Annotated in this window: 17 protein-coding genes; 13 read left to right on the top strand and 4 right to left on the bottom strand. The window is 69.8% G+C overall.

The window, feature by feature from the left end; genetic code table 11:
* Positions 1-58: 58 nt before the first annotated feature.
* From ABD355_RS43425 to ABD355_RS43410, 4 genes are all read right to left on the bottom strand, one after another.
* The gene (locus ABD355_RS43425) at positions 59-244 is read right to left on the bottom strand and encodes a hypothetical protein (RefSeq protein WP_344406885.1); all 186 of its coding nucleotides are present in this window, start codon (positions 242-244) and stop codon (positions 59-61) included.
* 371 nt (positions 245-615) lie between these two features.
* Positions 616-1,338, bottom strand: coding sequence for a hypothetical protein (locus ABD355_RS43420; protein WP_344406884.1), 723 nt, complete (start codon positions 1,336-1,338; stop codon positions 616-618).
* A 267-nt stretch (positions 1,339-1,605) separates the two neighbouring features.
* Positions 1,606-2,175 (bottom strand): GNAT family N-acetyltransferase, encoded by a 570-nt coding sequence (locus ABD355_RS43415; RefSeq protein ID WP_344406882.1) that lies wholly within the window; start codon positions 2,173-2,175, stop codon positions 1,606-1,608.
* A 4-nt stretch (positions 2,176-2,179) separates the two neighbouring features.
* The gene (locus ABD355_RS43410; protein WP_344406881.1) at positions 2,180-3,454 is read right to left on the bottom strand and encodes an NsdA family TPR-like regulatory protein; all 1,275 of its coding nucleotides are present in this window, start codon (positions 3,452-3,454) and stop codon (positions 2,180-2,182) included.
* A gap of 211 nt (positions 3,455-3,665) precedes the next feature.
* Between ABD355_RS43410 and ABD355_RS43405 the strand changes: the two genes are divergently transcribed.
* The 13 genes from ABD355_RS43405 to ABD355_RS43345 all read left to right on the top strand — a co-directional run.
* On the top strand, positions 3,666-4,037 hold the full coding sequence (locus ABD355_RS43405; protein ID WP_344406880.1) for a DUF6415 family natural product biosynthesis protein: 372 nt from the start codon (positions 3,666-3,668) through the stop codon (positions 4,035-4,037).
* Positions 4,038-4,673: 636 nt separating this feature from the next.
* Positions 4,674-5,282: a hypothetical protein gene (locus ABD355_RS43400; RefSeq protein ID WP_344406879.1), complete on the top strand. Its 609-nt coding sequence runs from the start codon at positions 4,674-4,676 to the stop codon at positions 5,280-5,282.
* On the top strand, positions 5,276-6,166 hold the full coding sequence (locus tag ABD355_RS43395) for an ATP/GTP-binding protein (RefSeq protein ID WP_344406877.1): 891 nt from the start codon (positions 5,276-5,278) through the stop codon (positions 6,164-6,166). The genes ABD355_RS43400 and ABD355_RS43395 overlap by 7 nt, the downstream gene beginning before the upstream one ends.
* Positions 6,167-6,214: 48 nt before the next feature.
* The gene (locus tag ABD355_RS43390; RefSeq protein ID WP_344406875.1) at positions 6,215-6,898 is read left to right on the top strand and encodes an SAF domain-containing protein; all 684 of its coding nucleotides are present in this window, start codon (positions 6,215-6,217) and stop codon (positions 6,896-6,898) included.
* Positions 6,899-6,900: 2 nt separating this feature from the next.
* Positions 6,901-7,779, top strand: coding sequence for a CpaE/TadZ family protein (locus ABD355_RS43385; RefSeq protein WP_344406873.1), 879 nt, complete (start codon positions 6,901-6,903; stop codon positions 7,777-7,779).
* Positions 7,772-9,376, top strand: a complete 1,605-nt coding sequence (locus ABD355_RS43380) for a TadA family conjugal transfer-associated ATPase (protein ID WP_344406872.1) — start codon at positions 7,772-7,774, stop codon at positions 9,374-9,376. The genes ABD355_RS43385 and ABD355_RS43380 overlap by 8 nt, the downstream gene beginning before the upstream one ends.
* Before the next feature lie 43 nt (positions 9,377-9,419).
* The gene (locus ABD355_RS43375; RefSeq protein WP_344406871.1) at positions 9,420-10,412 is read left to right on the top strand and encodes a type II secretion system F family protein; all 993 of its coding nucleotides are present in this window, start codon (positions 9,420-9,422) and stop codon (positions 10,410-10,412) included.
* Positions 10,409-11,302 carry a type II secretion system F family protein gene (locus ABD355_RS43370; RefSeq protein ID WP_344406870.1) on the top strand — a complete coding sequence of 298 codons (894 nt, stop codon included), beginning with the start codon at positions 10,409-10,411 and terminating at the stop codon, positions 11,300-11,302. Before ABD355_RS43375 ends, ABD355_RS43370 begins: the two co-directional genes overlap by 4 nt.
* A 17-nt stretch (positions 11,303-11,319) precedes the next feature.
* Positions 11,320-11,508: a hypothetical protein gene (locus ABD355_RS43365; protein ID WP_344406869.1), complete on the top strand. Its 189-nt coding sequence runs from the start codon at positions 11,320-11,322 to the stop codon at positions 11,506-11,508.
* Positions 11,509-11,543: 35 nt separating this feature from the next.
* Positions 11,544-11,963, top strand: a complete 420-nt coding sequence (locus ABD355_RS43360; RefSeq protein ID WP_344406867.1) for a TadE/TadG family type IV pilus assembly protein — start codon at positions 11,544-11,546, stop codon at positions 11,961-11,963.
* The gene (locus ABD355_RS43355) at positions 11,960-12,409 is read left to right on the top strand and encodes a TadE family protein (RefSeq protein ID WP_344406866.1); all 450 of its coding nucleotides are present in this window, start codon (positions 11,960-11,962) and stop codon (positions 12,407-12,409) included. Before ABD355_RS43360 ends, ABD355_RS43355 begins: the two co-directional genes overlap by 4 nt.
* Positions 12,410-12,477: 68 nt before the next feature.
* Positions 12,478-12,867, top strand: a complete 390-nt coding sequence (locus tag ABD355_RS43350) for a pilus assembly protein TadG-related protein (protein WP_344406864.1) — start codon at positions 12,478-12,480, stop codon at positions 12,865-12,867.
* A 6-nt stretch (positions 12,868-12,873) separates the two neighbouring features.
* Positions 12,874-14,153: LysM peptidoglycan-binding domain-containing protein (locus ABD355_RS43345; RefSeq protein WP_344406863.1), on the top strand; the 1,280-nt coding region annotated here is incomplete at its 3' end.

Genomic DNA, 14,153 nt, shown 5'->3' with positions numbered 1-14,153 from the left:
CCCACAATCGAACAACCCACTCCGGCTACGGCCACCGGCCTGAGCTGTTGAAACCCAATTAGGCACTAAGGGTGGTCTCTCCGCGGCCGATGGCGCGATCGATCTTCTTGATCTCTGCCCAGGTGAAGCCGAGACGGCGGTACTTGTTTCGCTGCTTCGGCCGCATGTGCTTGATGTCCTCTTTGGAGGCTGTAGTCATCCCCGGGTGCCATGACCGGGCCGGGCCGCTAGTCATCTTCGGCATGATGCTCTCCTCTCACCCAGACCGGCGGCGCGTTGTCCGCGTACTGCTCCCGATCTCGCGGCCGGAGTTCCGTGTCCGTCGGAGGGATGAGCGCCTTCGTGGGCGGCTCGGGCAAGGCCTGGACCACCTTGTGCCGCGGTTTGGCCGGAGGGGGCTGGCGGACGACCGCGCTCGGCTGCCGCAGGTATTCGGGGATTTCGCCAGCCGTGATGCGGGCTGCACGGGTGCGTGCCGCTGCCTTTGCCGCGGCCTTCCGGGCCCGTTTGGCTTCACGAGACTCCTTCGCCATCCATGCAGCGTATGCCGCTCTCTCCGCCTGCGGAATGGGTATCGCGGAACGTAGATGATCAGGCGGTTCCCTGGTGAGGCTGCTATTCGCGCGAGCGGGCAGCGGCGGCTTCGGCTTCGCGGTCGAGGCCGGTGATCTCTTCCAAATGGTCGGGCGACGCGGACGGTGCGGCCGCTGCCACGGCTTCCACCAGCGCGGGCAGGTGGTCGACGGCCGCTTGCCAGGACAGGCTCACCGGCACTCGCGCGTGTTCGAACGCGGCCGCGGCGATGCGGTGCCCGTACTGGGCGCTGAAGACCGCGAAGGCATGGGTGGCATCCAGCAGCGCCTGCTGATCGCCCAGACGGTCGTTGGGCTGCATCAGCTGATCGACAGTGCGGCGCCCGGCCGTCAGGTCGGCGAATAGACGCCGACGGAACGCGGCCGCCTGCCGCTCGGTGATCCCCACCGGGCTGGCCGAGGCTCCTGCGGCGTAGCGGCGCTTGAGCTCCGTATCCAAGACGTGCACCGCATCCAGGTGGACACGCAGTCGGTCCAGCGCTTTGCGTCCCTGCGGCAGTGGGTCGGGGCCGAGAGACTGCCAGACGGTATAGCGCGAGAGCATCAGGCCCGCTTCCCGGCTGCGCTCCCTGACCAGCCAAGACACGGTCCGCCCTAGGGCTGTGCGCCTGAGCACGGTGCGCCGTCGGCGCCGCTGCTCCCGCGTCTGGCGGCACACCTCGCACTCCTGGCCGCTCGTGGTGACGCGCAGCTTGCCCGAGCCGCACACCGGACACGGAAACCGCGAGGCGACGACCTGGCTCATGACACCATTGCGGTGCTCGGGAGCGATCCGTCCGCCGATCTGCCGTACCGCACCCACCTTGCGCCGCCGCCCAGCTGCCATACGAAACCTCTCCCCCAGTCGTTCTGCCCTCACGTGTCATGCCCCGATCTGCCCCTACGCCCTGCGGGGAATGCCAACTACCGTTGTTTTTGCGGCACTTCGACTACCGGTGCTCGCTAGGCGCCGTCGCGAACGAGCTAGACGAGCAGTTCGATGGCGCGCAGGTCCGAGACGACTGTCCGGGCGTCAGCATGCCCCGGCCGAGCCCCCTCGTGAAATCTGAAGTCGCAGGATCATCGCGTCGTACTGGGGCGAGTCGGGGAACGGTAGGACCTCGCCGAACCACTCGTAGCCCCACGCCTCGTACAGGGCCCGCACCTTCAGATGGTCATGCTCGACGAGCAGCGTCGCCCGCTCTTCCTGCCGACCTCGCAGCAGCTCGTCGTGGATCGCCCGTGCAGCACCCGTGCCGCGGGCCTTCTCCACGACCATCAGCTCCGATAGGGCGAACGTGCGCGTCCCGGTCTCCGTGGTCGCCCCGTCCGCCACGTCGGTCCGCAGGCCGTTCCACCAGCGCGTCGTGGGCTGCAGCGTGCACCCGTAGGCGTACCCGGCCGGAGTCTCGTCGAGGTAGCCGACCACGGCGGCGAAGCCGGGGACCTCGGTATTCCAGCCGAGCCGCTCGTCGAAGCGGGCCACGCTGTGGAACTCCTCCCCGAGCCGGGCCGCGTAGATCTCCGCGTACACCTCCAGCAGCTGCGGGCGGATCTCGGCGAGTCCTGCCGCATCCCTGCGTTCCAGCCGTAGCCCGTCCACCGTCCTACGCTCCTGTCCCTCTGGTCTGCTCCAAGAAGTCCCGCGCCGCCGGTACGTGCGCGTGGTGGCGCATCTGCTGCCGTAGCCCGGTGATCCGGTCCCGTACCCGCTCGCTGCGCACCCGTGCGGCCATGGTGACCGCGTCCCCCGCCTCGGCGGCGGCATGCTCGACGTCCCCGCCATCGAGGAGGGCCTGCGCCCGCTGCAGCCTGTAGTAGACGCGGTTCCGCTCGAAGCGCGGATCCAGCATGTCCAGGGCGTCTGCCGTGAGCTGCTGTGCTCGCCCGTACTTCCCAAGGGCTTGGTGTGCGGCCCCGGCAAGGCCGGTGATCTCAGCGGGGGTGAGGAACGACAGCCACGCCGCAGGCTCGCCCCGGCCGCGCTCGTACGCCGTCTCAGCGCGCGCGAGAGACCGTTCGGCCCGTACCCGGTCCCCGATGCGGGCGTGGCCTACAGCTTGTCGGCAGTGCAGGAGCGCCATCAGCCACGGATCCGCCTTGGCCTGCCGGGTCTCGACGGCCGCCCTCCCGATCCTGAGCGCCTCCTGGTCGCGGTCCAACAGGCGGGCCTGCATCGCGAGATTCGACCAGACGCGGGCCTGCAGCATGCCGTCCCCGGCGAGCATCCCGGCTTGCAGGGCCTCGTTGTACAGGCCGGTCGCCGCCTGCTGCCGTCCGGCGTCGTAGGCGAACCAGCCCGCCGATGCGGCGAGATCCCCAACCGCCGCGTACAGAGCGCGCTCGATCCGCTCCCCGTAGGTGCAGTGGTTCAGGGCGTGGTGCACCTGGTGGAGCGCCTGGGCGGCGACCTCGTGGAGGGCGCCCCCGCCGAGGGCGTGGTCGTAGTTGTACAGGGCCGGGACGATCGCCCGGACACGTTCGACGTCACCGCTGCCGAGGCGGCCGGCCGAGGGGATGGCGTCGAGGCCGAGGGCTGCGGCGAGACCGACCGCGATGAACTCCCGTCGTCGCACCGGGCGAGGCTCCTTCACGGGTGCCGGCCGCCGCCGCGGTGGGGCCGGTACGCGCGAGGTCTTACGCGGGACGAAGCCCATGGCCTCCGGGCTGCGGCCGAAGATTTCCTGCAGGGGCAGAAGGTAGCGGGCCCACGGCCATTGCACCTCGCCGGCGATCCAGCGGCGCACGTGCCGGTCGGTGCACTGGGTTGGCTTGCCGAACGCATCCTCGGCGGTGCGGTTGACCAGTTCGGCTAACTCGGTGTGGGTGTAGCCGAACTCGGTCAGCAGCGCCTCGAACGTGGTGTTCCGCTGTCTGACCACGGCCGCCCCTCCGTCGTGCGCGTACGTTCCCCGACGGTAGTCCTGTCATCGTTCCGTCTCGGGTAAAACTGTCCGGTCCGTGGTGGGTAACTGCCCTGAATCTGTCCTGATCATCAACAGGACACTTCCGGTTTCCTCAGGAACGACAAGACCCCGGCAGCCGTGCAACCGGCTCCGGGGTGTGGCCAACGCTGTCGAGGAGCGCCGACCCATGCAAACTGCCGTCCGGGTGCCAGCCACTGAAGGGGCGCCAGCCGACCTGGAGACGATGCGCGCCACGGCTGCCCGGGCACTCGCCCTGCCCGCGCCCGCGCCAGCCGACGAGATGGACATCCTGCTCGGCCAGCTCCGGGGGCACCTCGCGCTGATGATCGACGAGGTCGAGGCACTCGTGCACGTTCAGCCGCAGGGCGAGGAACTACGGGCCTGCCTCGCCATGGCTGGCGCCCGCGAAGGGCGCCGCAAACTCGACCTGCCTGAACAGCGCTCTCCGGCCGGACAGTTCGCCCTGTCTCGGCGCCTGGCTCGCGTTCTGGCTGCACTCTGCAACCATCATGATCAGCTCACCGGCACGCAGGCGTGACCGTAGTCCACTTGGATGAGGACGCCGCCCAGGAGACCTTCCACCGCAGGTTCACTGAGCAGCACCTCAACACTCGCGGCACCGGTTGAGCCCACTGCAGCCGCCTGCCCACACGATTGGGCTCAGCGGCTACGCCGTCCCAACTCCGAGACATGAGTGGGCTGAGGACTCCCGGCGCCGATCGAGACGGCTTCCCACCTCAGAGAGCCGCCGTCGCACTGGTTCGGGCACGGAGCAGAGTGCCTAGCCGCGCGAGGGTTCCTCTTCTCCTGACGAGAACATCAGTTTGGGGAAGAGGGATTGGCGGTCGCATGGCAGCCCCGGTCACACCTGGCGCGACACCGCCTGTGAAGGTGTAAAGCCGGATAGAGACCACGCTCACTCGGAATCCGACACTTCGGGAAAGTCGCGCCTGCATAGAGCAACTTATCGACTTCGGCGTACGGGTGTGACCGGATACGTCCCGAGATGCGCCCGGCATCTTCCTTTAGCTATTGGGATGTTGGCTGGCATATGCGTAACCTGGCGACTACAGAAGGCGCATTGGCGCAGCTCGACCAGGTTTCATTCGGCGCTCCGAGGGCGGACACCACATCGCCGACAGTCCGCACCCGGCACGCCGCACGGGGAGGCAAAGTGAACCGCCGCGCACATCGCATTCCACGTTCCACTGTTCGCTTCCGAAATCTCGGCGCGGCGTCCCTCGTGTTTGCCGCCGCGCTCACTCTCGCCGGGTGCAGCTCCTCCAGCGGCGACAGCAAGGCTTCCACGAAGACCTCGGCCCCCGCTTCGTCGGAGTCCACTGCGACCGCTTCGACGGACCCGCAGGCAGCGGAGAAGCAGGCTGTCCTGAACGTCTATGACGCCTTCTGGGCCGAGCAGGTCAAGGCCTATGCGCAGGGCGACACCAAGGGCACGGACCTGAAGAAGTACGCCACGAAAGACGCGCTCGGCGGCGTGTTGGGCGACGTACTCGTGATGAAGAAGGCCGGCACCGCAACGACGGGCGCCCCCAAGCACCGAGCAGAGGTCACTGCGCTGTCGGCCTCCGGTAAGACCCCCACGGCCACGGTGCAGGACTGCCTGGACATTTCGAACTGGAAGACCGTCAAGAAGAAGTCGGGCCAGGTACAGCCGTTTCCCTCGAATCAGCCCTTGCGCTACATCACCACCGCGACGGCAGAGAAGTGGGGGAAGCAGTGGTTGATCACAAAGGTGACTCCGGAGGGGGACCGCACATGCTGAGACGGCTTCCGCTCGCTGTGCTGATGGCCGTCGCCGCGGTGAGCGCGACCGCCGGTCCCGCCTCCGCAGGCGACGACCCCGTCATCGGCGGCGACTGCCAGGGCACGAGCAAGTTCGTCACGGTCTGCCGGCAAGAGCCCGGAACATCAAGCGGCTCCCCACAGCAGGGCGGCAATTCCTCCACGGGTTCCGGCAAGAAGGGAAAACCGGCACCGCAGACGTGCACAGTGCAGAAGCTCGACCCCCAGCCGCCCGCCAGCGACCCAGTCTGGGACGGCCACAAACCGGGCAACGGAGCGATCTACGTCCGGGTGTGCCTCAGCGACACCCTCGCCGCGGCCACCGGTGCACAGATAGTCCCCCAGGTCTTCTGGGCGGCGGGTGCTCCCGCGGTCAACGTTGATCCGGAGCAGCTGGCGCGGGAGGCCGTCGACAAGATGCTGCTGACGGGCCCGGACATCGCCAGTCCGCGAGCAGACGGCCGGTACGTGGTGGGCATGCCGATGTGGATGTGGGTCGACCAGAGCCCCACCACCTTCGGGCCGAACACGGCGTCCGCGACCCTGGCCGGAGTGACGGTCACCGCCACCGCGAAGGTGTCATCGATCAGCTGGGCCATGGGCGACGGCAACGATCCTGTGGTGTGCAACGGGCCAGGCACCAAATACCAGTCCTCGATGGGCAAGGCGAAGTCGCCGGACTGCGGCTACGTCTACCAGGACGCGTCCACCCAGGCTAACGGCGGCAAGTTCCACGGCACCGCGACTGCCACGTGGACCGTCAACTGGCAGGTGACCGCCGGCCCGGCCGAAAACGGACAGTTCAACGAGGTACGCCAGAGCAACTTCGCGGTCAATGTCCGCGAGGTGCAGGTCCTCAACTGACACCGCGCCGCACGCACGAGACACCACCCCGAAAGGTCCCCGCCCGTCATGGAATCCCCTGCGCCGGCCATGCCACGCCCGACCGGCTCGGACCGCTCCGAGCTGCCGATCACCACCACGGCACCCGTCAAACGGGAACGCCGGTGGTCTGTGGCCGCGCTGTGCATCGTGCTCGCCGTGGTCTGCGCCCTGGCTGCGGTCTGGGCCGTCAACTCTGCCAGCGACCGTACGAAGGTGCTGGCAGTCGCCCGCGATGTCCCGGCCGGCCAAGCCCTGACGGCCGCAGACATCACGGTCGCCGAGGTCTCCGCCGACGCGGCGCTCTCGCCGCTGCCTGCCACCGACAAGACGGCGGTAGTGGGTAAGCGCACGGCCGTCGACCTGCGGAAGGGCGGGCTCCTGCTCGCCTCGCAACTGACCGCGGGAACCGGCCTGGGCGATGACAAGCAACAAGTCGGCGTCCTGGTTAAGCGCGGTCAGGCCCCCTCCGGCACCCTGTCGCCCGGCGACAAGGTCCTCGCCGTCACCACCCCTGCCCAGGGCAGCACCTCGACGTCGAACGATAACGGCGCCGCCTCTTCGATCGAGGCAGTCGTCGTCTCCGTGTCCCGGCCGGACGCCTCCGGGGCGGTCGTCGTCAACCTCGCCGTTGCCACGAGCGACGGACCGACGCTGGCCAGCCGTGCATCCCAGGGCCGCATCGCCCTGGTACGGGAACCACGGAGCAACTAGCCATGCCCGTCACCGCCCTCGTCTCAGCAAAGTCCTGCGGCGTCACCGCCGCCGCGCTGGCACTCACGCTGGCCTCCAAGCGGCCCTCCCTGCTCGCTGAGTGCGACCCAGCCGGCGGCACCATCCGGGCCGGACTGCTGGCAGGCCAGGCCAACGCGGGCTTCGGCCTCTACCACCTGGCCCGCGCCGAGCGGACCGGACCCGAGGCCCTCGCCCACGCCTTCGCCGCCCACCTGTGGCCCCTCGATCCGTCCGGACACCGCCAACTGCTGCCTGGCCTGACCGACCCGGCCCAGGCCGCCGCCCTGACCCGCACCTGGCCCGCACTCGCCGACGTGCTGCAGGTGATGGCACAGCAGGCCGGGCACGACGTTTTCATCGACGCCGGCCGCCTCGCCCTGGAAGCCGGGCACCTCCACCCCACCCTCACCCCGGCGCCGCTGCTGTACCGAGCCGACCTGGTCCTGCTCGTCGTACGGGGCACCGACCAGTCCCTCGCCTTGGCCCGGCACGTCATTGCGCCGCTGCGCACGGCGCTGCAGGAACACGGCTCCGGTGGCGACGCACTGGGCCTGCTCTTGATCGAAGACGGTGCGTACCGAGCCCACCAGGTCGGCGAGGCCCTGCAGACGCCGGTCCTGGCCGCCCTGCCGCACGACCTCGACACCGCCCACTACCTCACCGACGGCGGGCGCCCGCCCCGCGGATACGGCCGCAGCCCGCTGCTGCGCTACGCCCGCACGGCGGCCGAGCAGCTCGAGGCCTTGGCCAACCGCCGCCAGATCCAGCAACAGCGCGTTCCCGCCGCCCCCCAGCTGGCTGGGATTCTGCAGCGGCTGAACCACCAGCACCGCGAAGGGGGAGCGGCCACGCATGGCTGACACGCATCACCGCCCCGGAGTCAACGGAAGCCTGCCCCCCATGGGCCGCGACGCCATCGCCGGCCTGCTCACCGGGCACCTCACCCAACACCGCCCCTCCCCTCCCATGCCGTCCGCACCACCGGCCGCTGCCCCGCCCGCGGTCCCACCCGCGCGGACCGACCCGGCGGCAGTGCCCCGCCTGGCCGACCTGCCCGGCGAGCTGCCGGTCGGCTGGGAGGTCATCGAGACGTTGCAGGCCGACGTCTCCAAGCAGCTCACTGCCCGCGACCCGCAGCGGCTCATGGAAGAAGCCGACCGTCGAGCCCTCGCACGCTCCCTGGTCACCACCGCCGTCGCGGACTGGGCCGCCAAGTACGCGCAAGGCAACGTGCCCCTCTCCGAGGCACAGGAACAGGCCATCGGCACCGCGGTGTTCAACGCCATGTACCGCGGCGGACGCCTGCAGTCCCTGCTCGACGAAGACGGCGTCGAAGACGTCATGGTCGACGGCCTGCGCGCCCACGTCGAATACCTCGACCGCCCTCGCCGCACCATCGACCGGGTCGCCGACTCCCACGAGGAGCTCATCTCCTGGGTCAACCGGATGGCCCGCCTGTCCGGACACGGCGAACGCGGCCTGACCCAGTCCACCCCCATGGTGGGCTTCCGCATGCCCGACGGCTCCCGCGTGACCGCCTCGATGCTCACCAGCCGTCCCTCGGTCGTCATCCGAAAGCACCGGCTGCGCGACACCGGGCTGGACGAACTACGCGAGTGGGGCACCCTCAACCCGATCCTGCAGTACTTCCTGCGCGCGTGTGTCCAGGCCCGGATGAACCTGCTGGTGGTCGGCGACATGGGCGCCGGCAAGACCTCGCTGCTGCGCGCACTCGGCCGGGAAATCCCCGAGGACGAACGTCTCGTCACCCTGGAATCCGACCGCGAGCTGTACCTCGACGAGCCGGCCGCCTCCGGCAAGCCGGGCCCTGTCACCTACGCGTTCGAAGCCCGGCAGTCCAACGGCGAGATCCTCGGCGACAAGAAGGCCGGCGAGGTCACCATCGCCGACATGTTCGCGACCGCGCTTCGGTACAACGCCACCCGCGTCGTCGTCGGTGAGGTCCGCAGCACCGAGATCGTGCCGATGCTCCAGGCCATGTCCGCCGGCGGATCCGGATCGATGTGCACCATGCACGTGCGCCGACCGCACGCCATCATCAGCCGCCTGGTCCAGCTGTGCACGGAGGCCGGCATGGCCACCGAGGCGGCCCACCACCTCATCGCCGCCAGCGTCGACGTCGTCGTCTACATCGCCTACGACTGGGACGATGTGAAGTACGGCGGCCGCAAACACCGCTACGTCAGTCACGTCTACGAGATCCACGACGTGGTCGGCGAAGGCGGCCGACCCACCACCACCGAAGTCTTCGGCCCGGCCGGCCCGCGCGAGCCGCGCGCTGTGTTCAAGAACATGCCCTCCTTCATCGGCGAACTGGAAAACAAGTCCCGTTTCCCCGACCTCGAGGGCGCCCCCTCCTTCCACCGTTCCTGGCTGACCGACAATCCGCTCGGTGCGTGGGGCGGGCCCCTGCAGCGAAAGGGCCCCACCTCATGACGCCGACCATCCACACCTCGTTGCCAGGCACCGGGGAGGCGCGGTGACCATCTCCGAACTGGCCCTGATCGCCGCCCTGTCCACCGCTCTCGCGGTGGCTGCCCTCATCACGCTGGTGCGCGAGATCCGCGGCCGGGTGCCCGACCCGCTCAAGCCGCGCCGCCAGGTCGCCAACCGGATCCAGCGTGCCCGGGCCGAACTGCCGGCGAAGTGGCAGGCCCGATGGCGCTATCTGGTCACCACCGCCGGCATCGTGACCCTCGCGGTGTGGGCCTACACGGGCTGGCCCGTGCACGGCCTGCTCGCCGGAGCCGCCGTGCTCGGCCTGCCGTTCGTCCTCAACCCCGGCACGAGCGGACAGGCAAGGATCGAGCGCCTCGAGGCCCTCGGCCAGTGGCTCAACCACCTCGCTGGCGTGCACACCGCGGGCATTGGCCTACCGGCCACGATCCGCTCGTCGGCGAAGAACGCGCCCGCGCCGATCGCCGCGAACGTCCGGGCCTTGTCCGAGCGCTTGCGCTCCGGCATGGAGGCACATGACGCGTTCGACCTGTTCGCCGACGAGATGTCTGACGGCGTCTTCGACCACGTGGTGCTGCTGATGCAGTCGCACGCCGTGTACAAGGGACCGGGCCTCGCCGACGCGCTCGAGGCCATGGCTGTCACCATCCATCAGCAGGCCGCGGACGCCCGCGACGTCGAGGCCGACCGGGCCAAGGTCCGCAAGTCTGCCCGCATGGTCTCCGTCGTCGTGCTCATTGTCGTCCTCGGCTGCATGCTCAACCAGGCCTGGTCGGCCTGGTACCAGAGCCCGCCCGGGCAGGTCGTCCTCGCCCTCCTCGGCGGCGGCTTCGCGTACACGCTGATGATGCTGCGGCGCATCGCCCGCACCACCCCCGACCCGCGTCTGATCGAGATCGACAAGCATCGCACTCGGGACATCGTCCTTAGCTCCGCGTACGGCACCGCGGACACCACGGCGCAGCCCTGGACTCCGGCGGCCGCCGCAACCGGGCGGAAGGAGCACGCACGATGATTCCCCTCAACATCATCGCGCCCGCGGCCGCGGCCGGCGTTCTCATCGGCCTCGGCGTGCGCGCCGCCTGGCCCGCCCGCCCTGACCTGACCAGCGCCCTGGACCGGCTGGACGCCAGCAAGGTGCCCACCGCTCTGCCCACCGGCGCGCTCGCACCCACCGGATCCCTGCCCGAGCGGGTGGGCAACCGCATCCTTGCCGACGTCGGGGACCGCATCGCCCTGCCGCTGCGTGACCTGAACCTGCTGCGCATCAGTCCGGCCGAACACCTCGGCAAAAGAACGCTGTTCGCGCTCTACGGCCTCATCGTCCCGCTCCTGTTCCAAGCGGTCCTCGCCCTCGGCGGCGTCGCCTTCCCCTACGTCGTCCCGGCCGGCCTGTCCCTCGGGCTGGCTGCCCTGTTCTGGATGTGGCCCGGCCGCGAGGTCGCCAAGGAGGCCGCCGAGGCCCGGCTGATCGTCCGGCACGCTGCCGCCTCCTACCTCGAGCGCGTCGCCCTGGCCCGGGTCGCCAACTCGGGCGCCGCCCAGGCTCTGACCGACACCGCCCGGGTCGGCGAGAACTTCATCTTCGAACGCATGCGGCAGGTCTTCCACCAGGCTGACCTCGCCGGCGTCACCCCGTGGGACGCCCTGAAGCAGCTCGGCGAAGAACTCGACATCCCCGAACTCACCCGCCCCGCCGAAACCCTCGCCCTGGCCGGGGACGGCGCCGCTGTCTACACCACTCTGCAGGCCCAGGCACGGCAGCTGCGGATCGCGCTGCTGTCCGATCAGAAGGCCAAGGCCAACGAAGCCAGTGCCGCCATGATCCTGCCGGTCACGTTCGGGGTCATCCTCATGATCACATTCGTGATGATCCCCCTGACGATCACCATTCTCGGCAGCTGAAACAAAGGAAGAACACGATGGACCTCACCTACCTCACGACGCTGCTGCGAGCCCGCTGGGAGCAGTTGAAGAACGCCGGCGACGCTGGCCAGTCGACCACCGAACTCGCCGTCATGGCAGCCGTCCTGATCCTGGTGGCCGGACTCGTGGTCGCCGCCATCAGAACGAAGGTGCTGGAGAAGATCGGCATCATCAACGGCGGGTGATGACCACACCGACTAGACACCAGGGAGGGGAAGCAGTGAAGGCGCTCACGTGCAGCGGCCGTTGGCGGTCTCGAGTCGCCAGGCTGCGCGCAGACCGCGGCGCCGGCAGCGTCGAGGTCGCCGTTCTGGCCGTCGTTGTGCTGATGCTCGTCTTCACGATCATCCAGGTCGGCCTCTTCTACCACGCGCGTAAGGTCGCCCAGTCCGCAGCACGGCAAGGCGTCGACACCGGGCGACAGTTCGGCTCCACCCCCGGGGACGGCGTCGCCCAGGCACAGAAATTTCTCGACCGATTCGGCGGCAGCGTCCGCGGCGCCGCCGTCTCCTCGGCCGGCAGCACCGCCCAGGAAATCCACATCACGGTCACCGGCCACGTCGCCACCCTCGTTCCAGGCCTGGAATTCGAGGTCACCCAGGACGCCCGCGGCCCCATCGAACGCTGGACCACCCCATGATCCGCCTCCGCACCTCCGCACTCCGCCGAGGCGGTGACCGGGGAAGCGCCTCCGTCGAAGTGGCAGTGATCGCCCCCGCCATCATCGCCCTGCTCGGCCTCATGGTCGCCTTCGGCCGTGTCACCGACGCCGACGGAGCCGTCGACGCCGCCGCCCACGCCGCGGCCCGCGCCGCCTCCCTCGAGCGCGACGCCACCAGTGCCCAGACCCAGGCCCGCGCGGCCGCCGACGACAGCCTCAGCGGCGACGGCGTCACCTGCCAGTCCACGGACGTCACCGTTGACACCTCCGGCTACTCCCTCGACGTCGGCCAGGCAGCCACCGTCTCCGCCACGGTCTCGTGCACCGCACGACTGTCCGACATCGGACTGCCGGGACTGCCCGGGGCCAAGACCCTCACAGCCACCTTCACCAGCCCCATAGACACCTACCGGGGGCGCCAGTGATCCACGCCGTGCGAAGCTGGCTCAGCCGCCGCCGCGATGCTGTTGCCACCCGGCCCGATCAGGGCTCCATGTCCCTCTTCCTGGCGATGTCGGCGCTCGCCATCCTCATGGTCATGGGATTGCTCGTCGACGGCGGCGGCGCACTCAATGCGTCCAACCGGGCCACCTCCCTCGCGCAGGAAGCCGCCCGCACCGCCGGACAGCAACTCGATCCCGCCCAGGCGATCGAAGGCACCGCCATCACCATCGACCCCGAAGCCGCGCGTGCGGCCGCCGTGGACTACCTCGCCGCCGCAGGCGTCCAAGGCGACGTGCAGATCACCGACGGTGGACAGACCCTGACGGTCACGGTCCACGACACCTACACCACGCACTTTGCAACTCTGCTGGGTGTGGGCACGATCAACGTGGACGGCACAGCGACCGCCCACCTGCAGACCCAAGCCGCTGGAGGCTGAGCCGACATGGCCCACCGCACCCCAAAGCCGCTGCGCGCCGCCGGCGCGCTGCTGCGTGCCCTCACCGGCCTCATCTTCCTGCTGGCCCTGGTCGGCGGTGTCCCCCTCGCGCTGCTCACCCTCGGCCACCAGCCCACCGAACTATCCGGCGGGCTCAACCTGCTGCTCGAGCAGGATGACGGCACCCTGTGGCTGGTCGCGCTCACCTGCATCGGCTGGATCGCCTGGGCCGCGTTCGCTTTCAGTGTCGTGGTCGAAGTCGTTGCCGTCGCCCGCCGCCGCTCCGCACCCCGCATCCGCGGCCTGGGCAGCATGCAGTCCCTGGCCAGCTTCCTGGTCGGCGGCATCGTCCTGCTCGCCCCGACCGCCGCCTCGGCCGCGACCACCACGCCCGCCGTCGCGGTCACCCAGACCGTCAGCGGATCCCATACGAACGCCACCGCCGCGCCGAGCAGCACGGCGACGTCGAACACCGACTTCCCCACCCACAAGGTCAGTTCAGCCACTGAAACCCCGTGGGACCTGGCCGAGGAGTACCTCGGCAACGGGCAACGGTGGCGTGACATCGCCGCCCTCAACCCGGACATCCCCGAGCTGGCCTCCGGCGATCAGTACCTGCCCACCAATGCGATCATCAAGCTGCCCCTCGACGCCCGCCCCACCACTCCGGCCGCCGCCCCCAGCACCGCCACGGCCGCCCCCGCCTCCGACGTCGACACCGCCAAGGCCCCTGCGCACAAGGCCACTTCGGCCGCCGCCGACGGCGCAGCGAAAGCCTCGGGCACTGACACGTCCAGCGCCCGACACGCACCCCAGCACGAGGAAGTCACCGTCGCCCCGGGCGACAGCCTCTGGTCGATCGCCGGCCACGAGTACGGCGATCCCACCGCCTGGCATGAGATCTACAAGGCCAACAAGGGCGAAGCCATGCCCGGCGGCCGCCACTTCGAAGACCCAGACCTGATCATCCCCGGCCAGCAGCTCGACCTGCCGGATACCGGTGAGCACGCGAAGGCGCCCACCCCGCCCATGACCGGCCAGGACAAGCCGGCTGAACCCGAAGGGCACCACGCAGCGCCCAGCACCGGTGACCAGGACACTGGCCACGACCAGGAACAGCAGACACCACCCATCTCCACCCCCGCGCCCTCGGCCAGCGCCAGCACCGAACCGTCCCCCTCGCCCGCTCCGCGCACCCCGGCCCCCTCCGACAGCTCCACCCCGGCCCAGACCCCCGCCCCGGCCGCCCAGCCCCAGGAGGACACCGCCAGCCCGGTCAGCGCGGT

Source organism: Streptomyces longisporus (genome assembly GCF_039532765.1).
Classification (GTDB): Bacteria; Actinomycetota; Actinomycetes; order Streptomycetales; family Streptomycetaceae; genus Streptomyces; species Streptomyces longisporus.
The sequence above is the reverse complement of the archived record's forward strand: the minus strand, read 5'-3'. Positions and strand labels throughout refer to the sequence as shown.

Bases quoted from the DNA above. Each gene is read 5' to 3' on its own strand.
- ABD355_RS43425 (WP_344406885.1), bottom strand. From the start codon at position 244: ATGCCGAAGATGACTAGCGGCCCGGCCCGGTCATGGCACCCGGGGATG.
- ABD355_RS43420 (WP_344406884.1), bottom strand. From the start codon at position 1,338: ATGAGCCAGGTCGTCGCCTCGCGGTTTCCGTGTCCGGTGTGCGGCTCG.
- ABD355_RS43405 (WP_344406880.1), top strand. From the start codon at position 3,666: ATGCAAACTGCCGTCCGGGTGCCAGCCACTGAAGGGGCGCCAGCCGAC.
- ABD355_RS43395 (WP_344406877.1), top strand. From the start codon at position 5,276: ATGCTGAGACGGCTTCCGCTCGCTGTGCTGATGGCCGTCGCCGCGGTG.
- ABD355_RS43390 (WP_344406875.1), top strand. From the start codon at position 6,215: ATGGAATCCCCTGCGCCGGCCATGCCACGCCCGACCGGCTCGGACCGC.
- ABD355_RS43385 (WP_344406873.1), top strand. From the start codon at position 6,901: ATGCCCGTCACCGCCCTCGTCTCAGCAAAGTCCTGCGGCGTCACCGCC.
- ABD355_RS43380 (WP_344406872.1), top strand. From the start codon at position 7,772: ATGGCTGACACGCATCACCGCCCCGGAGTCAACGGAAGCCTGCCCCCC.
- ABD355_RS43370 (WP_344406870.1), top strand. From the start codon at position 10,409: ATGATTCCCCTCAACATCATCGCGCCCGCGGCCGCGGCCGGCGTTCTC.
- ABD355_RS43365 (WP_344406869.1), top strand. From the start codon at position 11,320: ATGGACCTCACCTACCTCACGACGCTGCTGCGAGCCCGCTGGGAGCAG.
- ABD355_RS43355 (WP_344406866.1), top strand. From the start codon at position 11,960: ATGATCCGCCTCCGCACCTCCGCACTCCGCCGAGGCGGTGACCGGGGA.
- ABD355_RS43350 (WP_344406864.1), top strand. From the start codon at position 12,478: ATGTCCCTCTTCCTGGCGATGTCGGCGCTCGCCATCCTCATGGTCATG.